This window comes from Raoultibacter phocaeensis (assembly GCF_901411515.1).
Taxonomy (GTDB): domain Bacteria; phylum Actinomycetota; class Coriobacteriia; order Coriobacteriales; family Eggerthellaceae; genus Raoultibacter; species Raoultibacter phocaeensis.
This window is the reverse complement of record NZ_CABDUX010000001.1, coordinates 1,200,740-1,224,376: the sequence shown is the minus strand read 5'-3', so window position 1 is coordinate 1,224,376 and position 23,637 is coordinate 1,200,740. Positions and strand designations below refer to the sequence as shown.

General features: G+C 59.7%; 21 protein-coding genes. 5 read left to right on the top strand and 16 right to left on the bottom strand.

The annotated features are described in order from the left end of the window. Positions 1-208 precede the first annotated feature (208 nt). Positions 209-661 carry a large conductance mechanosensitive channel protein MscL gene (gene mscL, locus FJE54_RS04835; RefSeq protein WP_139651590.1) on the top strand — a complete coding sequence of 151 codons (453 nt, stop codon included), beginning with the start codon at positions 209-211 and terminating at the stop codon, positions 659-661. A 550-nt stretch (positions 662-1,211) separates the two neighbouring features. Here mscL and nrdD read toward each other — a convergent pair. From nrdD to FJE54_RS04810, 5 genes are all read right to left on the bottom strand, one after another. Continuing rightward, positions 1,212-1,562, bottom strand: a complete 351-nt coding sequence (gene nrdD / locus FJE54_RS04830) for an anaerobic ribonucleoside-triphosphate reductase (protein WP_139651589.1) — start codon at positions 1,560-1,562, stop codon at positions 1,212-1,214. Positions 1,563-1,796: 234 nt separating this feature from the next. Continuing rightward, positions 1,797-2,066, bottom strand: coding sequence for an ACT domain-containing protein (locus tag FJE54_RS04825; RefSeq protein ID WP_139651588.1), 270 nt, complete (start codon positions 2,064-2,066; stop codon positions 1,797-1,799). 149 nt (positions 2,067-2,215) lie between these two features. Continuing rightward, positions 2,216-2,791 carry a GTP cyclohydrolase I FolE gene (folE, locus tag FJE54_RS04820; RefSeq protein ID WP_218971893.1) on the bottom strand — a complete coding sequence of 192 codons (576 nt, stop codon included), beginning with the start codon at positions 2,789-2,791 and terminating at the stop codon, positions 2,216-2,218. Positions 2,792-3,696: 905 nt separating this feature from the next. After that, positions 3,697-4,362, bottom strand: coding sequence for a cytochrome c3 family protein (locus tag FJE54_RS04815; RefSeq protein ID WP_139651586.1), 666 nt, complete (start codon positions 4,360-4,362; stop codon positions 3,697-3,699). Between the two features lie 127 nt (positions 4,363-4,489). Then, positions 4,490-6,172 carry an FAD-dependent oxidoreductase gene (locus tag FJE54_RS04810; RefSeq protein WP_139651585.1) on the bottom strand — a complete coding sequence of 561 codons (1,683 nt, stop codon included), beginning with the start codon at positions 6,170-6,172 and terminating at the stop codon, positions 4,490-4,492. 337 nt (positions 6,173-6,509) lie between these two features. Here FJE54_RS04810 and FJE54_RS04805 point away from each other — a divergent pair, with 337 nt between their 5' ends. Next, positions 6,510-8,051, top strand: coding sequence for a helix-turn-helix domain-containing protein (locus FJE54_RS04805; protein WP_139651584.1), 1,542 nt, complete (start codon positions 6,510-6,512; stop codon positions 8,049-8,051). 9 nt (positions 8,052-8,060) lie between these two features. Here the strand turns inward: FJE54_RS04805 and FJE54_RS04800 are convergent, their stop codons facing one another. The 7 genes from FJE54_RS04800 to FJE54_RS04770 all read right to left on the bottom strand — a co-directional run bounded on the left by FJE54_RS04800 (position 8,061) and on the right by FJE54_RS04770 (position 16,194). Continuing rightward, complete coding sequence (locus FJE54_RS04800; protein ID WP_139651583.1) at positions 8,061-8,753, bottom strand: peptidylprolyl isomerase; 693 nt, start codon at positions 8,751-8,753, stop codon at positions 8,061-8,063. Positions 8,754-8,928: 175 nt separating this feature from the next. After that, positions 8,929-9,789, bottom strand: coding sequence for a nitrogenase iron protein (nifH, locus tag FJE54_RS04795; protein WP_180326570.1), 861 nt, complete (start codon positions 9,787-9,789; stop codon positions 8,929-8,931). Between the two features lie 161 nt (positions 9,790-9,950). Further along, on the bottom strand, positions 9,951-11,531 hold the full coding sequence (locus tag FJE54_RS04790; RefSeq protein WP_139652222.1) for a nitrogenase component 1: 1,581 nt from the start codon (positions 11,529-11,531) through the stop codon (positions 9,951-9,953). Next, positions 11,524-13,074, bottom strand: coding sequence for a nitrogenase component 1 (locus FJE54_RS04785; protein ID WP_255467225.1), 1,551 nt, complete (start codon positions 13,072-13,074; stop codon positions 11,524-11,526). The genes FJE54_RS04790 and FJE54_RS04785 overlap by 8 nt, the downstream gene beginning before the upstream one ends. Before the next feature lie 10 nt (positions 13,075-13,084). Then, positions 13,085-14,206, bottom strand: coding sequence for an ABC transporter substrate-binding protein (locus FJE54_RS04780; protein WP_139651582.1), 1,122 nt, complete (start codon positions 14,204-14,206; stop codon positions 13,085-13,087). Between the two features lie 72 nt (positions 14,207-14,278). Beyond that, entirely contained in the window at positions 14,279-15,151 is an 873-nt protein-coding gene (locus tag FJE54_RS04775; protein ID WP_139651581.1) for an ABC transporter ATP-binding protein, read from the bottom strand. Continuing rightward, the gene (locus tag FJE54_RS04770; RefSeq protein ID WP_255467224.1) at positions 15,148-16,194 is read right to left on the bottom strand and encodes a FecCD family ABC transporter permease; all 1,047 of its coding nucleotides are present in this window, start codon (positions 16,192-16,194) and stop codon (positions 15,148-15,150) included. Before FJE54_RS04770 ends, FJE54_RS04775 begins: the two co-directional genes overlap by 4 nt. A 161-nt stretch (positions 16,195-16,355) precedes the next feature. Between FJE54_RS04770 and FJE54_RS04765 the strand changes: the two genes are divergently transcribed. Then, entirely contained in the window at positions 16,356-17,570 is a 1,215-nt protein-coding gene (locus FJE54_RS04765) for a molybdopterin molybdotransferase MoeA (protein WP_180326569.1), read from the top strand. A 113-nt stretch (positions 17,571-17,683) separates the two neighbouring features. Here FJE54_RS04765 and FJE54_RS04760 read toward each other — a convergent pair whose 3' ends face one another. Then, entirely contained in the window at positions 17,684-19,150 is a 1,467-nt protein-coding gene (locus tag FJE54_RS04760; protein WP_139651578.1) for a helix-turn-helix transcriptional regulator, read from the bottom strand. Between the two features lie 427 nt (positions 19,151-19,577). Here FJE54_RS04760 and FJE54_RS04755 point away from each other — a divergent pair, with 427 nt between their 5' ends. Together FJE54_RS04755 and FJE54_RS04750 are read left to right on the top strand one after the other, a co-directional pair. Next, positions 19,578-20,027, top strand: a complete 450-nt coding sequence (locus tag FJE54_RS04755; RefSeq protein ID WP_255467223.1) for an FMN-binding protein — start codon at positions 19,578-19,580, stop codon at positions 20,025-20,027. A gap of 171 nt (positions 20,028-20,198) precedes the next feature. After that, positions 20,199-21,662 (top strand): FAD-dependent oxidoreductase, encoded by a 1,464-nt coding sequence (locus FJE54_RS04750; RefSeq protein WP_180326568.1) that lies wholly within the window; start codon positions 20,199-20,201, stop codon positions 21,660-21,662. A 265-nt stretch (positions 21,663-21,927) separates the two neighbouring features. On the opposite strand, the gene FJE54_RS04745 is transcribed toward FJE54_RS04750, so the two are convergent. The 3 genes from FJE54_RS04745 to FJE54_RS04735 all read right to left on the bottom strand — a co-directional run bounded on the left by FJE54_RS04745 (position 21,928) and on the right by FJE54_RS04735 (position 23,570). Beyond that, a complete protein-coding gene (locus FJE54_RS04745; RefSeq protein WP_139651576.1) occupies positions 21,928-22,716 on the bottom strand; it encodes an exodeoxyribonuclease III in 789 nt (262 codons plus the stop codon). 66 nt (positions 22,717-22,782) lie between these two features. Beyond that, positions 22,783-23,190, bottom strand: coding sequence for a type II toxin-antitoxin system VapC family toxin (locus FJE54_RS04740; RefSeq protein ID WP_369406383.1), 408 nt, complete (start codon positions 23,188-23,190; stop codon positions 22,783-22,785). Continuing rightward, positions 23,187-23,570 carry a hypothetical protein gene (locus tag FJE54_RS04735; RefSeq protein WP_139651575.1) on the bottom strand — a complete coding sequence of 128 codons (384 nt, stop codon included), beginning with the start codon at positions 23,568-23,570 and terminating at the stop codon, positions 23,187-23,189. The genes FJE54_RS04740 and FJE54_RS04735 overlap by 4 nt, the downstream gene beginning before the upstream one ends. Positions 23,571-23,637: the final 67 nt, after the last annotated feature.

Genomic DNA, 23,637 nt, shown 5'->3' with positions numbered 1-23,637 from the left:
TGGCTGCCCGCGGTCAACATCATAGGCGGCCTGCAACGGATGAAAACGAAATCGCTGATTGCGCTCGGTCGCTGCGCAGACAGAACCAGACCGCTGCCGGCAGAGAGCCATTGCGCTGGCATAGTGCATGAAAGAGTACTCCGAGACAGACCGCGCCAGCTTGTTCCCAGAGAGCCGTCGCGCAGGCAGATCGCATGAAAGGGCATCGATGAAGAAGTTTTTCGAAGAGTTCAAAGAGTTCATCAACCGCGGCAACGTAGTCGACCTCGCCGTCGCCGTCGTCATCGGCGCTGCGTTCACGGCCATCGTCAACTCGGTCGTATCCGACCTCATCATGCCCATCGTCGGAGTGGTTACGGGCGGCATCGATTTCACCGACATGAAGTGGACCATCCCCATAGGTGCCGGCGAATCATCCATCGCATACGGTAATTTCATCAACGCCGTCATCCAGTTCCTCATTATCGCGTTTGTGGTGTTCCTCATCGTTAAGGCGCTCAACAAGGCGAAGGGTCTCACGGCCAAGAGCAAACACGATGAGGACAAGAAAGCCCCGAAGTGCCCGTACTGCCTCGAAGAAGTGGCCGAAGGCGCAACCCGCTGCCCGCACTGCACCGCCGAGCTCCCCGAGCCCGCGAAGGCGACGGTGAAGGCGAAGTAGACGCTTGACTCGGCTCTATCTCGTCACTATCTCTGCAAAATCTCGTCATATCTCTGCATTATCTCGTCATTATTTCGCTAGAGCACTCCGAAACATGCGGACGATTTCTTCGCTACCCCAAATCCTGCCTTCGACCAAGTTTACCGTTGGCACTGAAAGTTCTGTCCGAATAGGGCCTCGAAATGGCGGCGAACCGTCGCTTTGCGAAGCATAAAAGCCTCTTGAAGCATAAAGACGTGAAAAGTTACAAGATATCGCCTGATCGCGGTTTGAGAAGGTAAACTTATTCGCCGAAAAATGATGTCGAATCACGTTCGAGCTTCGCAAAGCGACGACTCGCAACCATTTGAAAGTCGTTTTCGTGCAAAACCTCCGCAAGAGATATCGTGCGAATCACGATGAGTCGTAGTTGCCTTAGCGCAGAAGGCATAGCACCCTTCGAGTTTACTCCCGATGCAAGCAGGACGCTCGTCGTCGTGCTTGCCGTAAAAAAGACGGACACCTGTCAAACAGGTGCCCGCCGCACACAGATGCCTCAAAGACTTAGACGCTAGCACCCGTTCGAACACGCGAACACAGCCTCGCTGCGATCGGTGCCGTGCTTCACGCGATCGTGCTCTTCAGCGCTTTTCGCGTTGTTCCAACGATCCATGGTACCCACCAGATAGCCTGTTATGCGGCGGATGCGATCGAACGGCACGGGAGCAAGGCCATAGCTGATGCCGATATCTTCCCCGTCCACTTCGAGCTTGAGCCACTCGAGCGTATCGGTAGGATAGAGTTCGTGCGCACGGGCGATATACGCGTTGATTTCCTTTTCGGATACCGGAGCATCGCCCTCGTTCTTGTACTCGATGCTCACGTCGATTCCAGATACCTGCTGCATAGTCGCCTGTGCCATGATGCTCTCCTTTTGCTATATTTATAGTAACAATTAAGTGTTTTGTCATGCTACCACAGCAGTACGCCGCAATCTACCAGATTTTGTTAACGCTTAGGTAAACAACACCTAGATGGTGTGGGGTGCTAGCAAAAGCAACCGCATAAGCAAGCTTTCAACGAGCACCTCGATGATAGCCAGCTCTTCGATCGCTTCGGCATTTATCCGCTAAACGAACGCCAGCCGCGCAAACGGCTACACCTTGTACATATACTGAAAGACATCCTCGCGCTGGGTGATCACTTGAACGCCGAGGTCCTCGCCTACCGCAGTGAGCTTCTCCTGCACCGTATTGAAGTCGGCAGCATCGGTGTCGATGGTCACAAGCATCGTCATCGAGAAAATGTCGTCGAGAATCGTCTGGCTGATGTCGTCGATGTTGGCCCCGCACTGCGCAAGCACGTTCGACACGGCAGCTACGATGCCGCTTCTATCTTTGCCCAAAACCGATACGACGCATTTCATGTGCTTCCCTTTCGCTGAACTCTCAATCACATCACTATACCGCATTAGGTGTGCGCCTTGAACCTCTGTCGGTAGTCGCCTCTTGTCGATGCGGTTAGCCGCTTTGTTGCCTACGACACACTTGCCGCCCGCACATGCGCAAAAGCTTTTTACATCGGACGTTTCGGCGCGAATATGAGCGAAAGCGCCTCGTTGCGTGTTGCCTGGCTACGCTCGAAACTACCGCGAACCGCACTTGTGGTCGTGCGCGCTCCCGGCTTCTTCACACCGCGCATGCTCATGCACATGTGCTCCGCCTCGAGCACCACGATCACGCCCTGAGGATGCAGATGCTCGATGAGCGTGTCGGCAATTTGCGAGGTCAAGCGCTCTTGCACCTGAGGCCGCTTCGCAAAAGCATCGACCAGCCGGGCCAGTTTCGACAACCCGCAAATGCGGCCGTTCGCGGCGGGTATGTACGCCACGTGCGCCAATCCGAAGAACGGCACAAGATGGTGCTCGCACATCGAGTAGAAGGGGATGTCGCGCACGAGCACCATTTCTTCATGATGTTCGTCGAAGAGCGTCTCAAAATGCTCCGAGGGGTCTTCGGTCATGCCCGCGAATACCTCTTCGTACATTTTCGCCACGCGCGCGGGCGTCTTTTGCAACCCCTCGCGATCGGGATCCTCCCCGATCCCTTCGAGTATCAGCCGCACTCCCTGTTCGATTTTCGCTGCATCCATAGGTTGTCTGCTTCGTCCTTTCACCTTCGCTGTTCGCATCCGAGCATCATACCACGGAGAGCGAAAGGACCTGCCGGTGCTTCCGTAATGCGCACACTCGATCGGTTCATTGACGGGCGACGGGCGACGGGCGACGGGCGACGGGCGACGGGCGACGGGCGACGGGCGACGGGCGACGAACCAGCTTATGCCGTAGCACCTCAGCGATTCGAAGGGTTTTTCACCAGCGAAAAAATCGACGAGATTGCCCCATGTTGGCTGAGATTTGCGATAGTGAACTCATAAATGTAAGGTATTTAATAATTGACCTGCGCTTATCGTGCATGCGCACAATATAACTAACCTAAAATGTGCCCTCAATCCTGGTTTTCGAGTTCAGGATCGTAAATCTCAGCCAACAATCATCGATTTTCGTAAAAAAGGCAGATCGGATTTTGCCCTAACCCCTACATCGCCGAATCGGAAGGCACGAGAATCAGACCGCGGGAAAACCTTGGGCAGTCAGTCACAATGCTTGCCGAAATAAATACGCCACCACCGCAATAGGCAACAAAAAGACCCGGCAGGGAGGGATTGCCGGGTCTTTCGCGAGGGGTGGTTCATATATCGCTTTCGCGAGAGGCGTTTCTTGGTTTTAGCACCCTCGCGCTTCCAGCAGGGGTGTATCGACCAAGTGCGGAGCGGGCGGCTTGGTCCGCTTCTCAACGGGCTTGGTTCGCTCACAGCACACCGGCCTCGTTTCTCGACGGACTGGTCCGTTTCGCGAGAGACCTTGCCTGATCCGGTTTCAAAAAGCAGCTTTCGAATCCGGACGTGCCGCTCGTGCCCTACACCGCGACCGCATCACGTACCTCAACTGCTACATCTGTAGCAGTGCTGCATTCGTTACGTTGCCGCCATTGCTCCTACACAGCGCGTTCGCGCAGTTCGTGGCAGGTGCCGCACTGGAAGACGCCCTTGTGATGGCACTGTGCGCACCACATCATCGCATCCTTCTGGAGGTTGTCAGAGTGGATGTTGTGGCAATCGGTGCATGTCGGGTTCATCAAATCGTGCTGTTCGTTGCTCGGGTAGTCGTGCGGGTTCTGGACCTTGCCCTTTTCGTCCTTGAACTCCTGGTTGTCAGCCGTGATGACTGCCATTTCCTCCATGGTGCCGTGGCAATCGGGGGTCTGGCACGTTTCGGCATCGACCGTGATCACCGTCGGCTTGGAGGCGGGCTTGTCGGCGTACGTGACGCCTTCGTGCGCTGTCTTCAGCACGGCTTCCTCGGTATGGCACTGGTTGCACTGCAGATCGCCATGCTCGGAAGCCTGCGGGATGCCCGCATCGGCCATGGATTCGGTCTCGGTGGTATGGCAGGTCTTGCAGTCGATGTCCATCGTCCATTCGACCGTCTGCGAGGCCATCGGATCTTCCTTCGGCGTCTGCTCCACGGAAGCGGCAGGTGCGCTTTCCTGCGGAGAGCACCCGACAACCGATCCGAGAACGACGGCGAGCACCAGCATCATGACCGTGACGGCCAAAGCGGCAAGCGCCTTGTTGGTTGGTTTCGTAGTTGCGTTCGTCATTGCTATCCTATCATGCTCGAAGTTCGGCCGGCCGAAGCACCCATCCAAAGATGGAAGTCTCTGGCCAGCCGAACCTTTTACCTGGTGCGAGGCCGAATGCCCGCACGTTCACTCACAGTCGTTCGTCTTACTTCTTGTCGGCTGCATCCCACGGCTCGAGGCTTGCGCAGTGGCGTCCGCCGATGCGGCCCCATACCATGTTCTCGGAGTTGTTGCCGCCGGTGATGCCGTAGCTGTGGGCCTGGAAGTTGCCGAAGCTGCCTGCCGCGTACAAACGCGGAATCACGTTGCCCGCAGGATCGAGCACCTGGGCGTTTGCGTTCTTCTTCGGGCCGCCGAGCGTCGAGCAAGAACCAGGATAGATCGAGATGGCGTAATACGGTCCCTCTTCGGTAAGCTTGTTGTCCTCGACCGTGAGCTCGCGATCGAAACGCGGGTCTTTGCCGGCGTCGCAGTAGCTCTGGTACTCATCGAAGGTCGCTTTAAGCGTCTCGTAGTCCATCCAGTGATCGAAATCTTTGATCTTCTTGGCAAGATCCTCAAGCGTATCGCCCTTGAGCACCCAGCCGCGCTCGATCTCGTACTGGTTATCGTCGGTCCAGCCGTCCCAGTCGCGCAGCTCGTCGGGAAGGTCGGTCGCGTAGTTACCGCACTCGAACCAGCCGCCCTGCTGCGTGCCCATCGGGCCGCCGTCGATGCCCTTCTGGTCGAAGATCTGCCACGACGGAATACGGTCGTAGTCGTCGATGGCGTCGCTGAACGACATGAGCGTATGCCAGCCGTTGTGCGCGGTGCCGCCGGTCTTCGATTCGTTCTGGAAGCGCTTGCCGAGGCGATTCACCGTGAAGAACGCATCGGACTGCGGGCCGGCGAAGATGGCGAAGTCGAACTCGGGATCGCGAGTCCACATGGCGGTCGTGGAGATGACCATGTTCATGTGCCAGAGCTTCGCGCCCACTTCTTCTACCATGCGGATGCCGTCTCCGGTATTGAAGCGCCATCCCTCGAACTTGAAGGGATAGATGCTCAGGTAGGTGTTCTTAAGCTCCTCGTTGAACTCGAAGCCGCCCGTGCACATGCACACGCCCTTGCGAGCTTTGACGGTTTTCTCGGTGCCGTTCTCGAGGAACTTAACACCGACGATTTCCTTGTTCTCGGGGTTCTGGATCAGATGCTCATCGGTGCAACCGAACAAAAGCGTGATCGGAAGGCCGAGCTCTTCGCGCTTCGCCTCGAGCTCATGGAACGTGGTCATACCGAAACCGTCTACCGCAGCGACGCCGATGCAACCAGCGTACTTGCCGTCGTCGAGGAACCAGTACTCGGGAATGGTGCCCGCAAGTGCCTGCTCGGCAACCTCGTAGGTCATGCCGTACTTGTCGGCGTACTCGGTGTGGCGCACGCCTTCGGCGATGTAGGCGTCGATCATATCCTCTTCGATCATACCGTGACCGAATGCGACGCAGTAATCGCGGAATACCTTCTCGTCTTTGATGACCGTCCACTCACCGTTGTTGATACGGCTGTTGCCGCCGCCCTCGATGGGAGCTTTTTCGAGGATGATGACCTCGGAGCCGCCTTCGTCGGCAGCCACGAGGGACGACCACATGCCCGCTCCGCCGTAGCCGATGACGACAACGTCGGTCTCGTAATCCCACGAACTCGGCAGCCAATCGCCCGAGGGGGCCGCGGAGCCCGATGCGCCCGACGCTCCCGACGAGCAGCCGGCCAAAGCGGCGGTTCCAGCAAGTGCGGCACCGGCGACAGCAGCGCTCTTCAGGAAATTACGACGAGACAATCCTTCGCTCATAGTTCCTCCTTGTTCCACGGGCAGACTCTTCATGATCGTCGCTCCCTCGCGACGACGTCCTCCTCCTTGTCAGACGATCTGCCCGGCGATGGCGCAATTGTAGGAAGCGGTGCCCGATTGCGCACCGCATGACGAATGTGATTTTTTATTTTTTCTTATTCCGCTCACTGATCAGCGGTTTTATAGGCCTATCGGATCGATGATCCGAGTGATAAAATCTCGGTATCCGTTATGATTCTGGGAAGAAGCCGAAGGGAGTCGCGGAAATCAGGTGCCTTTTCGCACCCGCATTCCCGCAGGGACGGCTTTTCGCATACACGGTACAACAGGGGAGCACATGGACGAGCTGCGAGGGAAGCCCACCGCCGATAAAGGACTGTGGGACGTAAAGGGAAACATCGTCGACTACGTGCTGGTCATCGTAGGCTTCGGTCTGTGCAGGGCATGGATCGTCTCATGCCTTTCCGCATCGATCGCAAGCGTGGGTTCGCGCACCGATTGGGTGTTTCTCCTTGCCGGAGCCGCATCGGCGGCGCTCACCGCACTCGTGCTCACGCGTTTCGTCGGCAGCCTTCCGCGGATGCACGAGAAGCTGACCGATGTTATGACGGGACTCATCCTCGGATCAGCGGTGTGCATACCGGCCGCCGCATGGCTCGATTCCCCCACCCTGCTGATGCTCGGCGTGATCATCGGCGGAGCGGGCGCGGGCTTGCTTCAGGTTACGTGGGGTGAGCGGTTCGCGGCTCAGAACCTGTTCTTCTCGCTCACCTGCGCACCCGCCGCAGCCATCGTTACGGGCATCGTGCTCGCCATGTCCTCGACCGATAACCAACTTACGTTCGTCGTGCTGCCGATTCTCTCGCTTGCGCTTCTTGTCCTCGAATGCAAGCGCTGCAAGATCGAATGGAAAACCGGTCTTCCCGAAGGCGTCGTCGAAGAGGATCTGGAAGAAACCGTGCTGCCCACCGATGCGAACGGCAGGCCCCGCGAGCGCGTGCGCCTGAACAAAGACTCGGCGAAGCTCATGATTTCGATCATGGTGTTCTCGTTTCTGGTCCGCGCGTTCGACGCGTTTCCCGTAAGCGGCGACGATCCGTTCGCTATGGTCGGCGGCAGCGGCGCGTTCAGCCTCGTCATCGTAGGCGCGATATTCCTCGGCATCTCGTTTCTGCTGAAAGATCGGATGAACGTCTCGTTCGTGTACCGGCTTTCGCTTCCCATCATGATCGGCGGGCTGATCGCGATCGCCTTGATTTTCGAGCACCGCAATTACTTCTCGGTACTCGCCATCAGCATCGGCTACGAATTGTTCGACATTCTCTCGTGGGTGCTGTTCAGCGAGATCGCCCGCCGCGGCGGTCGCCAAGCCGTACCGTATGTGTTCGGAATCGGTGTGGCGTACACGTTCATCGGCATGGCCGCCGGATACGTGCTGAGCGCCGTACTGAGTCCGATGGTGGCAACGGGCGATATACGCATCGGCTCGGTCGCGCTCATCGCGATCCTCTGCCTGGTCATCATCGCGTTCATGGTGCTACCTGAAAGCGCCATTTCGTCGATCCTCTCTATGAAGAAATCGAGCAAGAAGGTCGAAGCGCCCGAGCCTGCCACCGAAACGGAACAGGAACCGGCGGCAACGCTCGAAGAGAAATGCTGCGGCATCGCCGAAGAATGCGGGCTTACCCCACGCGAGGAAGAGGTGCTCGCGTTTCTCGCGCGGGGCCGCACGCTCAACATCGTCGCGCGCGACCTGCACATCGCGAAAAACACAGCCCGCACCCATATCGAAAAGATCTACCAGAAAACCGACATACACAAGCAGCAGGAACTCATCGACTACGTGGAGGCATGGGAGCCGCAGCAGCCCGAAGCGTAACCGACAAACCTAGATGGCCGCTTTCTTTCCGAGCATCCTCCCGAGCGCCTGCATGGCCAGGTAGTCGGGATTCGGCACTTCGCGCTCGCCTTCCTCGGCATCTTCGCTTGCGACGGTGATGGTTTCGGGAAGCTCGCTGTCATCGGGAAGCTCGTGGGCTCCCTCGATGGTTATGCGTTTGATCTCGTCGCCAATGCGCAGCGCATGGACGACATCGAACCCTTCTGTTACCGTTCCGAACACGGTGAACTTGTCGTCGTACTCGGGATGATCGGCGAGCGAGAAGAAGAACTGGCAGCTGCCGCTATCGGGCTTGGCCTTGTGCGTGAGCGATAGCGACCCCTCGAGATGATGGTTATCGGGATTGTTCTCCCACTCGTCTTTGATCACGTATCCCGGATCGCCGACGCCCGGATGAATGCCGCGCAGCTGCTCGCGCACCCCCATGCGCACCTGCTGGGGCATGAGCGGACGCGTGACCGGGCATCCGCCCACCACGACATCGCCCTCCTGACGACCGTGGAAGTTCAGTCCGTCGTAGAATCCCTTGAGCGCCAGTTCGACGAAGTTGCCCACCGTCAAAGGCGCGCCGGTGCCGTTGAGCTTTGCGCGGATTGTCCCTTTGTTCGTCTCGATAACGGCCACCTCGGTGCCCGTTGGAACGTAGCGCGGCGTATAGAGCGGTTTGATAACCTGAGCCATGGTTTCCCTCCTCGTGCTTGTTTGTACGGGAAAACCATAGCGCGGTACCGTCGCCGATGCATCGGATCGATAATCCTATTTCATGCAGGCATCCGTATGAGGGGGTTTTCACCTGCGCCCGCCCACGAGGGTACGCCCTAAGGCGCTGTACGGAGGTCTCGCGAAAGGGCTTGCCTCACGAAAGCCGCACGCTCTCTTCAGCGATGGAAAGAGCCATCTCGCGCAACCGCTCGCGGGAAAGCGGCGTCGGAACGGCGAAGCGCTCGTTCGCCTCGATCGCATGGGCGAGGGCGCGGTACGCTTCGGCCTGCGCGCTTTCGGGCGCATACTGGATGACCGTCTGTTTGTTGAGCTCGCTTGCCTGCACCACGTTGTCGCGCGGGATTACGCCGACAACCGAGCTGCCGAGCTCGTCTGCGAAGGTGCGCACCAGCTCGACCTCGCCGGCGACGTTGCGGCAGTTGCAGATGATGCCGCCGAGGCGCGTCTTTCCCGAAGCGGCAAACTTGAGAATGCCCGTCGCAATATTGTTCGCAGCATAGAGCGACATCATCTCACCACTCGTGACGAGGTATATCTCCTGCGCCTTGCCCTCGCGGATAGGCATGGCGAAACCGCCACACACCACATCGCCAAGCACGTCGTAGAACACGTAATCGAGACCGTCGTGGATGATGCCCTGCCGCTCGATCAGTTCGATGGCGCAGATGATTCCGCGCCCCGCACAGCCCACGCCCGGCTCGGGGCCACCCGATTCCACGCACGCGATGTCGGCGAATCCCGTATGCACGATGCCCTCAACAGGCGCGTTGGGCGCGGCGTTGCGCGATTGGGAGCGAACCTTCTCGAGCACGGTTTCCTGAAAGAGCTCGCCCGTAAGAAGCGAGGTGCAATCGGCTTTGGGGTCGCAGCCGACCACAAGGAGCGCGCGGCCCGCCTCGCCGAGGGCCGCTGCGATGTTTTGGCTCGTGGTCGATTTGCCGATGCCGCCCTTTCCGTAAAAAGCGATCTGCCTCGGGTTAACCCCCATGCTCATCCTACATCCTCCTTCGTTTCGTACGTGCGCGGCACACGGTCGCAACAACAACTGCACGCATCGCTTGACCTTTGTGCTCGGCGACAATCGCAGCCGTACGGCCCCGCGCGCATCGTTTCGCGTATACGGCAGCATGGTGCAGCTGGCCGCAGGTGCGCAGCTCAGAAATACCGCGAGATCGAGAGGTCCTCGGGCGCTTTGCCTCGCTCCTCCTGTTCGCAGAATGCCTCGACGATGCGCCGAAGCAGCGAAAGCGCGCCTGGGTATCCCGCAATCGGCTCGGTATACGAAAGCGGGCGGTCGACCACGGGGAATCCAATGCGCACGAGCGGCACGCCCGCGCGTGCAGCGAGCCGCTTGTTGCGCGTATCGCCGAGCACGATATCGATCGGGTGCGCGGCTACGTGCTCTTCGACGGCAAGCCGATCGGCGCCCGCTAGCACAACGCACGCTCCCGGAAGCGCCACCTCGGTACGCACGTGCTCTTCGAAATCGGGCAGCGCATCGCCCACCGCGATGCAGCTCGGTACCATGCCGACGTCGACCGCAAACGAAGCGACCGCGCAGGCGAGATCGGCATCGCAGCATACGAGCACCCGCTTGCCGTAGATCTGGTCGGCGACCTGCATGAGGCAATCGATGAGACGGGTGCGCTCCTCGGCTATCCATGCGGGCACGGGACGATCCGCTCTCGCAGCAAGCGCGGCGATCAGGCGGTCGGTCGCCGCGATGCCTATGGGTTGAGGCAGCTGCACCACATCGGCAGACGGAGCTGCTTCGCACACCGCACGCACGCTTTCCTCCGTCGCCTCACGCCCGAGAGCCACAGCGCATGCGCACGAACCGATGCCCTCGATCGCCTCGCGAGGCGTACCTCCGGGCGCGTAGCGCGTAGGATCATCGGGCGTTTTGCGGTCGAACACGTCCCGCACATCGGGGAGCACCGTCACTTCGTCGAATAGCGCCTCGGCCAAGGAGACTGCAATGCCGACATCGCAGGGATTCATCCACCCGGGAAGCAGGCAGAGACGGCTTTCGCACAACAAGCCGCCCGATGTAGTATCGCTCGCTCGACCAGCCGGGCCTGCTTCGGGCGAATCGCACTCGCGCACAAACATGTCGGCCGGGGCAGAACCCGCCTCCTTGACAGGTTCCGATTGCACTACAGCAGCTCGGTTCGTTGAAGTTGGTGTTCGCTCGGCACTTCCGTCAAAGCGGCGAATGAGCGCCGCAACGGTCGCATCGAAGCCAGCAAGCTGCGAACCGGCATATCCCGGCGTCGACGCCCATACCACCGCTTTGTTCGGCGGCACCTTAAGGCGCTCGACGATACCGCCCATGTCATCGCCGATCGTCTCGGAAAGACACGTGGTGCTGATCACGAGCACCTCGGGATCGTACAGGCGAAATACGTTTTCGACAGCTTCTTGCACCTCGGCTTCCCCACCGAACATGGCGGCCCGGTCGCGCAAGAGCGTCGAGGGCACATGCACGGTTTTCTGGAAATGCTTCGCAAGCTCCATCCGCTGAAAGCGGCAGCAACCCGAAGCGCCGTGCGAGAGTGGCAACCCGCCGTGCACACCGAACGCAGCGTACATCGCGCCGATGGGCGCGCACGGATTGAGCGGATCGACGCACAGCGAGCGGACTTCGCGAAACGTCGCCTCGCCGCCCGATACGCAGGCGCACTGACCCGACTCACCTGTAACAAGCACACCGGATGGTGTCGAATCATCACGCATCACAGACCTGCTCCTTCCACCATGCCGGACGCTCGAGCAGCCAATGCGACAGGTCGCGCGCCTGCGCCACATCGTTGGCGTAGCGGGCAAGTCCGTCGAACCCCATGTAGTCGGTCCCGCGTTCGTCGGAAAGGAACTTTTCGGAACGAATACGCGCCCCATCGTATCCGAAACGCTCTTCGATACCCGCAAAGCACAGATCGGGAGCAAGCTCAGCGAGCAGATCGCTCACCTGCGAGCGGCTCATCTGCACGCGAAGCCATGCGAATTCACGGCCCGGGCAATCGAGCTCGGGACACCCTGGCAACCTCGACACGACAAAAGCCGCATCGATGCCGAACGCTTCTTTGCGCCTGGCATCAAGCCCGCCGACAAGCGCGCAGGGTACATGCACGGTGTACCCTTCTTCGGTGTACACCTCGGTCTCGTAATCCTGAGCGACCATGATGACGTCCATCCCAAGCTCGCTTGAGAGCACCGCAAAATCGTTGCTGCGGAATATGTCTTCGAATACCGCTGCACGCACACCCCCGAATTCGCCGAGCCATCGCGTGCGCTCCGCTTCGATGCGCGCGAACTCTTCTTCGATCACCTGCTCGGTCTGACGCATAAGCACCTTGTCGCCGAAGAACGCCGCCATCTCCCTGAGCGATGCTGCGATAGCGCCCATTCCCGTAAGGTTCACGCGCATGAAGCCCGAGCCGTATCGGCGCTGATACAGCAGCGGCACTTCGTCGATCGCCTTGCCTGAATCGAGTACGATCAACTGCGCCTCATGGCTGCGCACGATGTCGCGGTACGTCGTGATGCCCATGAGCGAGCACACCACATCGTAGCCGATGCGCTCGAAAAGCTCCTTCATTTCGCGGGCTCGGTCATCGCCGCACGCTTCGCTCATGAAATGGATAGGGAAGGCTCCCGTGCCGCGGCTTTCCCGCCCGACCCAGTTGTCGAGAATCTGCTTGCCACCGTGCAGCCACCCGGGTTCGGCCTTGAAGCCCTCGCACGAAAGCGGCAGCACCTCGATGCCGTGCCGCTCTTCCGCTTCGCGCGCAACCTGCCCGATATCGTCGCCGATAAGGCCGACAGGGCACGTCGCGCAAACGGCGATGGCAGCGGGCGCGTAGCGTTCGACCGCTTCGTCGATGGCACGAGCGAGCTTGCCCTCTCCCCCGAAGATCACGTCGGATTCGCTCATATGGGTCGAGAACGTTCGAGCGATGAACGGGGGGCGCGGCGCGTCGGCCGGACCTCGGTAGCCGTTGATGCCCGAGAAGTACGCGCAGCCCACCGGGCCGTGCGTGATGAGCAGCACGTCTTCGATGCCGCTCATCATGAGGCCGCGGCAGGCCATGTATGAACATCCGCCGCCGTAGAACACGCCGGGAATGGCCATGAGCCGTCTCGCCTGGCATGCTGCTTCATCGGGGCGTGCGTCCGACCCGTCCGCAGGCCCGCCGAAAAACGGCCCCGCGGACGGCGGATCGACCGGATGCGGTGCCGCAACGGGCACTGCATCTTCTGGCACTGGAGTAGATTCCATCACGCGGCTTCTACTCGAAGCTCAGCTGATTCTGGTTCATGAGCTTTTCGAGCTGCGCATCGGTCAGATCGACCTTGTAGAACAGCTTGTAAAAATCCTTCACTTCCTGGTTGATATCGATGTCGATATCGGGATAGCACACGGTCGCGAACCACTCGATGCCCAAAAGGCGCATGACGTTCGGCGGGCGATCGAACCAGTTGAACGGAACGGCGGGCGTCGTGTACACTTCGCCGTCCTTTACAGCCTGGATATCGGCCCACTGGGGATTGTTCATGATGTCATCGGCAAGCACGAAGCCCGAATGGCACAGGATGAGTTCGGGGTTCCATGCGATCACCTGCTCGATCGACACCTCCGTGCGGCCCTGGCCCGACTTCATCTCGACATCGGCCACGTTTTTCACCTTGCAATAGTCGAGCACCTCGGTGTGCGACGATCCGGTCGGATCGGTAGCGAGGCCATCGGAGTTCTCGGCGTAGTACACCGTCGGACGCTCGGATTCGGGAATCGCATCGATCTTCTCAAGCGCTTCGGCGAACTTTATCTCGTAGTACGTCGCCAGCTCTTCGCCGCGGTCGGCCTCGCCGATCCAATCGCCGAGCGTACGGTACACCTCGGGCGTACGCTCGAGCGCACTCGATGCGCAGACAACCGGGATGCCCGTCTCCTTCTGAATCTGGTCGGGCACATCGTCGTTGCCGAGCGTGCCGTCGGTTCCCACGTAAATGATGATGTCGGGATCAAGCGTGATGATGTCTTCCATATTGGCCGTGACCTGCTGGCCCATCCAGCCGCCGATAACCGGCATCGAGGCGAGGTTTTCGGGCAGGTACTCCATAGCCGCGGCGCTCGGCTCGTTCACCCAGCCGATGATCTTGTCGGGCGAGAGCGTTGCCACCATAGCCTCGCCGGTGGGAACGGCGCAGTACACCGAGTTCACTTCGGTCGGAATGGTAACCGTGCGACCCGCCATGTCGGTGATCTCGCGCTCGGTTGCCTGCTGCTCGACAGGTTGTTGTTGTTCGCTCTGGTCTTCGGCGGGCTTCTGCGCATCGGTACCGCCCGAACAAGCGACCAACGGCAGCGCCAGCACGCACATCAAAGCGAGCGCCCATAGTTTGCGTTTCATATACGATCCTTTCGTCTCTCCCTTGAGATAGCGCTTCTTCGGTGAATCGCCGCGCGCCTGCCCAGCGCCCACCTATGCACACACGGCCACGTGACGCTGCGACCGCGGGATGCCTTCTTCGCCGATCGGTATCGCCCGAGCGGCGTCCTTGTTCTCGGCCGCGAATTCCACAATGGGAACGCAGCCCTTGAGCGTACCGCACTTGCAGGTGTGGTCTTTTACGATGCGCACATCGACGCCGTAGGTCTCCTTGAGCGAATCCTCGGTAACCACCTCGTCAGGCGTGCCGAAACGCACCCACTCACGCGTGATGAGACCGACTTTCGTTGCGCACAGAAAGGCATGATCGGGGAAATGGGTGGTCATGATGACCGAGATGCCCTCTTTCACCAGATGCGATATCTGGCGAAGCACCTTGACCTGATTGCCGTAATCGAGGCTCGCCGTAGGCTCGTCCATCACGAGCACTTCGGGTTCCTGCGCAAGCGCGCGGGCGATGAGCACCATCTGGCGCTCGCCGCCGCTCACTTGGGTGTAGAGCTTGTCGGCCAAGTGGCTGATGCCGAGCCGCTCGAGGCACTCGTGAGCTTTGTCCACATCGTGGCCCGACGGCGAGGATATCGGGCTGATGCGCGAAAGCCGACCCATCGTCACCACATCGACGACCGGATAGGCAAACGGCGGCGTATGGTTCTGGGGCACATAGCCGATTTTCTTCGCAAGCGTACGCGACGACCACGTGGAGATATCATCGCCATCGAGCGTGATCGAGCCGCCGAAGGGCTTCAGAAACCCGAGCATACTGCGGAACAGCGTCGTCTTGCCCACGCCGTTCGGCCCGAGCAAGCACAGCGCCTCGCCCGATCCGATGGAGAACGAGACGTTCGAAAGCACGGTCACGTCCTTGTACCCGCAGGTTACGTTGTCGAGCGCGAATTCCCTCATGTCCAAGTCTTCCTTCCCCGCGTGAGCAAATAGATGAAGAACGGTGCGCCGATGATCGCCGTGAGCACGCTCAAAGGCAGTTCGATGGCGAACAAGCAGCGGCACAGATCGTCGATGATGAGCACGTAGAGGGCACCGAGCAGAAGCGACGCCGGAAGCAGCACCTTGTGGTTGGGCCCCACGATCATGCGCGCCAAGTGTGGTATGACGAGGCCAACCCATCCCACCATGCCAGCCGCCGCCACCGAGGCAGCCGTGACGAGCGTGGCGCAGAAGATGAAGAGCGCCCTGATGAACTTCGTGTTCACGCCGAGCGCACGCGCCTCTTCATCGCCGAACGAAAGCGCATTGAGCTGATTGCGGAACAGGAGCATGGGTATGATGCCCACGACCACGGGCACGAGCAGCATGGGCAGATCTTCGACCCGCATCGACGAGAGACCTCCCATGAGCCAGTACGTGATCGAGGGGAGTTTGTCATCCGGGTCGGCAACGTATTTGGTCATGGTGATGAACGCCTGGAACAAGGCCGTCACCACCATGCCGGTGAGCACGAGCGTCAGCGTCATCGAATCGCCTTTGCTTACCGCTGTGCTCACAAAGTACGTGAGCAGCACCGCCACGATGCCGCAGACAAACGCCGAGAGCTGGACGACGTACATGTTGCCACCCATCAAAAGCGCAAACGATGCGCCGAACCCCGCGCCGGCAGATGCGCCCAAAAGGTCGGGGGAAACCATCGGGTTCTTAAAGAGTCCCTGGTAGCTGGCACCTGCGGCAGCAAGCGCGGCACCGATTACGAGCGCGGCGATCACGCGGGGAAAGCGGACCTGGGTAACCACGGTGATGTGAGTGGATTCGGAACCTGTGTTCATGCCGAGCAGTTGGTTTGCCGCAACGTTGAGCACATCGAGCACCGTCATATCGTACCGACCGAGCGTAAAGGAGATGAGCACCGCAGCAACGAGAACGATCGTCAGAATGACGATCACCGGAGCGGCTTGTAATCCGCTCCACCCCGAACGTTTGACTTTATCCCCCACGGTACCTCCAGCCGTCACCGGCATTTCTCTTCCCCGTCTTATTTCCTTATGAGGATAATATATCTTGATGAGTATAATATTTCAAGATGAATTATTCTCAAACTTGGAGTATTCTAGGGCGAACAAGCTTGTTGTACCCATGCAAGACGATAGGAGGAGCCGTGGGAGAGAAGATCATGGAAGGGTTTCCGTCGAGGGAAGAGGCGCTTAGCGATTTCTTCAAGGCGTGGGAGCCAATGCGGGAAACCGAGTTGGTAGTGCTGGACGACGCAGTCGGACGTGTGCTCGCTCGCGACATGGTTTCTTCGAACACGTTGCCCGTCGTTCGCGCTTCGTCGTTTGACGGCATTGCCGTCAAATCGGCTGCGTTTGCAAACGGCTTGCCCGATACGAGCGCGTGGAAGCGCGGCGTCGAGTACGTGCGCGCCGATACCGGCGATGATTTTCCCGACGAGTACGACGCCGTCATCATGATCGAGAAGGCGGCCATCCAGCCCGACGGATCGGTTGTGCTCGACGATGATGTTGAAGTGGAACCGGGTTCGGGCGTGCGCCCCGCAGGCTCGACGCTCAAAGAGGGAACGCTGCTGCTCGATGCCGGCAGCATCATCCGCCCGACCGATCTTGCCGCCCTCGCCATGGGCGGCGTCACGATGGTGCCGGTGCGCCGCAAGCCGCGCGTCGCGTTCATCCCCACCGGCAGCGAGCTTGTTCCCGCCGGCATCAAGCCGCGCCGCGGTCAGAACGTCGATACCAACAGCCTCATGGTCAAGCACCTGCTCATCGAGTACGGCGCCGAGCCCATCATCTTCCCCATCGTCTATGACGATCCTGCCGAGCTCGAGCACGCGTTCACCGAGGCTCTTGCCGTCGCCGACGCCGTGGTCGTAGGCGGCGGGTCAGCCATTGGCGAGGAGGATTTCAACGTACGCATGATCGAGAAGCGCGGCACCGTCGTACACCACTACATCGCCGCCGTACCGGGACGTCCGCTCATGATGGCGGTCGCCGCCGGCAAGCCCGTGATTGACTTGCCCGGTCCCACGCTTGCCGCGTATTACGGAAGCGAATGGTGCTTGCAGGCCATCACGGCGCGCATCCTCGACATTCCCGTGCATCGGCATCCTACCGTTTCGGCAAAAGCCGATGCGACCTCGGGCAGCGTGCCCATCATGGCCAACATCGGACGCTGCGACCTTACCCGCTCAGACGACGGCTATCGGGTGCACTTCCACAACTTCAAGGCGGGCGAGCTTGTCGAATGCATGACCTCGAACGCACAGCGCATCTCCCCCATCGGCGAGAAAGGCTGGCAGGAAGGCGACGTGCTCGAGGTTGAGCTGCTGCGCGGCGAAGAGTGCATTGGGGAGGCGTAGAGGCCAAACGCAGAGCGTACGGTCAGGTGCCGTGTGCCGAGCAAGCACAGAGACCCACCGACTCCGGGATCGAAAGACTCCCTTTCGGAGCGATCCGACGGTGCCGAGGACGATCAGACGTCGTCTTCGAGGTACGAGCGCAACAGTCCGATGAGTTCTTGGCGGCTGTGCACCGACGTTTTGCCGTACATGTTGCGCAAGTGCGTGCGCAGCGTACTTTCGGTGATGCACAGTCGCTCTTGGATGACGGCGTTGTTCTTGTCCTTCATCACCAGCTCGGCTATCTCCTCTTCGCGCTTCGACAGCCCGTATTCCTGGGCGGCGCACCGGATGCAGTGCCGAAGCGATTCTTCCGAATCCTCGGCTTTCTTCTTCGAAGCCTTGCGCTTCCCGAAGAAGCGGCTGACATCGCTTTCGCTCATGATGAACGCGGAGGTGCATACGGCGAGTGCGAGAATCGCCGATATCAACACGGGAAACGGTATGTTTGCCACGGGCAGCACGGCATCGCATACAACTTGTGCCGCGGTGCTGCACGTGGTCAGCGTAAACTGCCCGACTGCAAAAACGCAGGCAGCCGGAGCATGCGAGCGCAGAGCTATGCTGCACCACAGCGTCCAGCTGAATATCCGGAAGAACACCCAGCTGACCCCGATCACGAACGCCTCGTACTGCTGATTGCCGCTTTCAAGCGTAAGGACGAGGATCACGCTTGCAATGGTGAGCGGCGTGAGCATGCGGTACAAACCCGTGAAATCGAACTTGTCGCTGCGACGCGTTGCGACAGCGGCGATGCAGAGGGAGACGGCGAGCCCCGCCAGAAGCGTGTTCAGCTCGGCGGTTGCAGGAGATTTCGATTCGGAAAAGGTATTGACGAACAGGTTAACCGCGCCGAAAAGCCCCACGCCGAGGAAGAGTCTCCACGGCAGGCGGGGCAGGGCTTTCGCTCCTTGCGGCTGAGCGCCCTGCAACGCGTAGAACGAACGGTCGCTGCGCAGCACGAGAAGCGCGCATCCCGAAAGCAAGGGGAGCACCGAATGCGTGATCAGAGCAGGCATGGGCTTCAAGCCCGCCACCAGCAGGCACAGCGCGAACACTACCGCATACGACAAGGATACGCACAGAAGCGTATCGCGAAAACGCACCCGGCATAAACATTCGGCCCACAGCAAAAGAAACGCGGCCTTCGACGCTTCGCACACGGTACCCAGCACCGCCCCGACAGGCAGGTCGAACACCCAGCCGCATACGTACGTGCATGCGGTAGACACACAGGTGAGCAACGCTGCTGCGCAGATGATCGACGTGCGGGAAAACAGACTGCCGCGTTTGCGGACGAACCACGAGAGCGCGAGAAGCAACGCGAGAAACAACGCGGTTTGCAGATAGTTCGCCACCTCGAGCGCTCCGGCGCTTCTGATCTGAGGCTGAGGGAACAGCGTGGGAGAAATGCCGACCGTTTGCCATCCCATGTACAGGCCGAGCCCGCACACGAGCAAGGCGAAGGTAGGGGCAGGCAGAGCGCCCATTGGGCGGGCATCCTGCACGGTAGCCGCTTCGACCATAATCCTCCCATCCAAGGATCGTACACCCTTGCCGCCGAACGGCGTCCGGCAAAAACGGCACCCAACCGTTTCGCCCGCATTGCATCCGCCTCACCGCCGACTGCGTACATAGTACCTCAAAATGCCAAGCGGCACGGGCACTTCGTTTTTTCGTATGGGCTTGCGACGTGCGGATATTGCGCCCTACCTCATCGATACCTCAACGCTACCACACTGTTTTTGGGAATACCTCACACAGCTGATTGACGTTACTCCAACGAACTCGCTTAAATACGGGCGGTCGGACCGAGCGGTCGTCCGCAGCGCCGAGATGGGATATGAAGACCGAGCAGGCTTCTAAACGGTCGTGGGCCTACGGGAGCCCGGGACACGGCCTCGAAGCCCGAGCACCAACCCTAGGCGCAGAGGGAATAACGGGAAACAACAAGAAAGGATGATGTCCATGAAAAGGCAGATAGCCTTTGCCGCATGTTGCCTTGCGATGTCGGTGAGCCCCCTGCTTGCAGGCTGCAGCCCCAACGCCGATGCAACGTCGGAGCAGCCGGAGGCGGGTGTCGAATCCAGCCAAAACACCAACGCTTCAGGCGGCGACTCCAAGCAGGAGGCTCCCAAGAGCACCTACAAAGACGGCACGTACGAGGGCGAAGGCAAAGGCATGCACGGCCCCATCACCGTGACGCTTACCGTAGCCGACGGCGTCATAACGGTCGACGAGCTCACCGGATCGGCAGAAACCGCTGGCGTCGGCGGCAAGGAAGCCATCGAAGACGGTACGTTCAAGGCCCAGATCGAAGAAGCCCAATCGCCTGAGATAGACGGCGTGTCCGGTGCGACCATGACCTCCGGCGGTGTCATGAAGGCCGTCGAGGCAGCGCTTGCGCAAGCGAAGTAAGCACCAGCGCCGCATCAGGCCCGGCCGCACCCGACCTCTCGCAACGGGCTCGGGAGCAATCAGACCCGCCCGCGCCCGGCCTCGCTAAGGGGGCTCGAGAGCAAATAACCGATGCAGCTTCCGAAAACGGGAGCTGAGGGGAATGCAACAAACAAAGAAAAGGAGAACAGGATGAATATCAATCGTCGTCAATTCTGCGCGCTCGGCACGGCCGGTGCCTTGGCAGCCATCGCGGGGGGAGTTACCGTCGGGTGCTCGTCCGAGAACGCTTCCGCGAAAGACGGAGACAGCGCACCTGCGGCATCCGCTATGGCCATCGGGGATGCGAACGTGAACTTCAGCAAAGAGGTCGACGTCCTTATCGTCGGCGCCGGCATTTCGGGCATGCTCGCTTCCATCGACCCTGCGAAAGCGGGCAAGAGCGTCCTTATCGTCGAGCAGAACGGCACCTACGGCGGAGATGCCATCTATTCCGCAGCTTGCCAGATGTGCACCACCGCCGAACTCACGAAGGAAGAGCGACCCGACAAGTATTCGAGCGCCGATCAGATCCGCGAGAAGTTTGCCCCGTACTACGAGGGCAACGAAGCGGGTCTCGAGCGCACGGTACTGCTCCAAACCTGGGGTGGCAAGTTCATCGACACCATGCACTACGATTGGGGATACGAGTTCCAAGAACTTCGCGAGAGTCCGTATCATCAGGCGTTCTTCCCGAAGAACGGTCTCTGCACCATGAAGGACGAATTCGAGCTCATGAACGAGAAGGTCACCGAAGCCGGAGCCGAGTACCTGTTCGAGACCACCTTCAAGACCCTCATCACCGATGAGGCCGGCACGATCGCAGGCGGGCGTTTCACCTCTAAGGACGGCTCCATCGTCGACATTAAGGCTAAAGCCGTGGTTCTGGCTGGCGGCGGCTACATTTCCAACCAGGAATGGATGGTGAAGTACGCACCCGAATGGGCATTCATCGGCAACATCGTTTCCGGCCGCAAGGGCGATACCATCGCCGCGGGCGTTGCCGCGGGCGGCACGCTTTCGGGCATGATGGCCTCGAGCAACCTCAATCCGATGTACGAGGCGGGTCACATGCTCGCCACGTTTTACCCGCTGATCGGCCTGCTTCCAAACGGCAAGCGCTTCTACTGCGAAACCGCCGTGCACAACGCCGCCACTGGGTGCCTTGCGGCCGGCTACAACGAGTGGTACAGCATTTGGGACGGCACGGCTCAAAACGGCATCGACCAAGAAGTCATCACCCATGCGGGAGATGCCATCCAGACGGCTGACTCCATCGAAGAGCTCGCCGAGAAGATGGGCATGGCGCTTGAGACCGTCCAAGCCGCTTTCGACAACTACGACACCATCTGCGACAACCAGGAAGACCCCGAGTTCGGCAAAACCCTCTTCCTCCAGAAGCTCGTTCCCCCGTACTACTTCCTGCGCAACGTTCCCGTGCGCTACAAGAGCTGCGGCGGCCTTGCGGTGAGCGACCGCATGGAAGTTGTCGATGCCGACGGCAACCCGATTCCCAACCTCTACGCCGCCGGATGCACCGCCGGCACCGAGGACATCGTTCCCGCCGCCGGCTCCGGCCTGCTGCTCGGCACGGTGCTCGCGGAGGATCTCGCGTAGTTCGAATTAAGGATGGCGAAAAGCACTGGTTGCTTTTCGCCATCCAGCCGTTTAGAACGGGAGCCCGCTTTCGGTTTTGGGGCGCTTCGTTTGTCCGTCAACCGTCGTTAGGCGACATTTTTTCAGCACATTTGCATGATTCAAAATGTACGAACAGGCTATATTCAGTTCTTGAAAAAAAGAACTGTCGTTTAGCGGCGGTTGACGGACAGCGATGTCGCCCAACGACGGCAAAGCGCCGCAGTCGGGCGACATTGCTCCCTGTCTAGATGTCCAAATCGAGGGCGACTGGGCAGTGGTCGCTTCCGAACACTTCGTTGTAGATGGTGGCGGCCCGAACGTGAGGGACGAGTTCGTCGCTCACAAGAAAGTAGTCGATACGCCACCCCGCGTTGTTGGCGCGGGCGTTGAACCGATAGCTCCACCATGAGTATGCGCCCGTAAGATCGGGATGGATGTGGCGGAACGTATCGGTGAAGCCCGCATCGATAAGCTCGGTGAACTTGCCGCGCTCCTCGTCGGAGAACCCGGCGTTGCCGTGGTTGGGGCCGGGGTTCTTGAGGTCGATCTCCTGATGAGCTACGTTGAAATCGCCGCACATGACAACGGGCTTCGGGGCGGCTGCCTGCGCACCTGCAGGCAGGCTTCCGAGCTCCAGCCCTTTGCAGAACTCGCGGAACGCATCGTCCCACTCCATGCGGTGATCGATGCGAGCGAGTTCGTTTTGGGCATTCGGGGTGTAGACATCGACGAACCAGAATTCCGGGAACTCGAGTGCGACCACACGGCCCTCGGTATCGAGATACGGCATGCCGAGCCCGTGGATGGACTGCAACGGCTCCTCTTTAGCGAACACCGCCGTGCCCGAATACCCTTTGCGCTCGGCGTAGCTCCAAAAATCGTGGTACCCGGGCAAATCGAGCTCGACCTGCCCCGCCTGCAGCTTCGTTTCCTGCAATGCGAAGATATCGGCGTTCAGCTCGGCTACAATCTCTTCGAAGCCTTTTTTCATGACGGCGCGCAAGCCGTTGACGTTCCATGACACGAATCGCATGAGCACTCCCGTACCTCGGTTTTCGATCGGCACCTAGTATACCGAAGAACTTCTGAGGTCGCAGGTCTAAAACTCCACCTCGCACACGCAGTTGATACCCATCCGCTCGCAGAGGGCAACAAGCTTTTTGTCAGCAGAGAACAACGTGGCCGCATTGCGGCGGGCAAGCGTTGCGTAGAACAGATCGTACACCGGATGATCCTGCCGAACGGCTTCGGCGAACGACTCCGCAGCGTTTTCTTCGAGGGGGACGAATTCGTCTACGAGGGCAAGAGCTTTCCCAATGAGAGTTTCAGCCTGTTCGATGGGCAGCAACCCTACGCGCACGTATTTCCAAAACGCATTGCGCGCTTCTGCGCGAAACATATCAGATGCGACAACGTGCTCGTTTTTCAGAAGCAAGCAACGGAATCCGAGGCCGAGCGCCGTACCTCGCACCATCTCCACCGCTGCGCTGCAATCTAAGACGATCATTGGAAGGGAGTTAATGCGGACATGATCTGCTCGGTGCGCTCTTCGCGCATCTGACGGATCAACTCGGCTGGCTCGGGAAAACCATCGGGCACCTCGAATTTCGGCATAGCGTCAATCTCTTCGAACACCTTTTTTCGGCGCGCGATGCGCTCTTCGGCCGTTTCCTCGGCACGGCTCTTCGCACGCGTCGGCGCTTCGGGCTGCTCGACGGCAGGGCGCACTGTCCACGTGGCCGAATTGCCTCCCCGCCGGTAAGCGCGCAGATATTCGCGCAGCACGTGAACTGTTTGCTGAGATATGTTGCGATCCTGCGCCGCCGCGCACTCCCGAAGCTCCTCGTACAAGTCGCTCGGAAAGTCCTTCACCTGTAAAGCGGGCATAGTATCCTCCTTTTAGCATGAAAGTTCATGCTTATAGCATGATACCATGAATTCCGGCATGTCGACA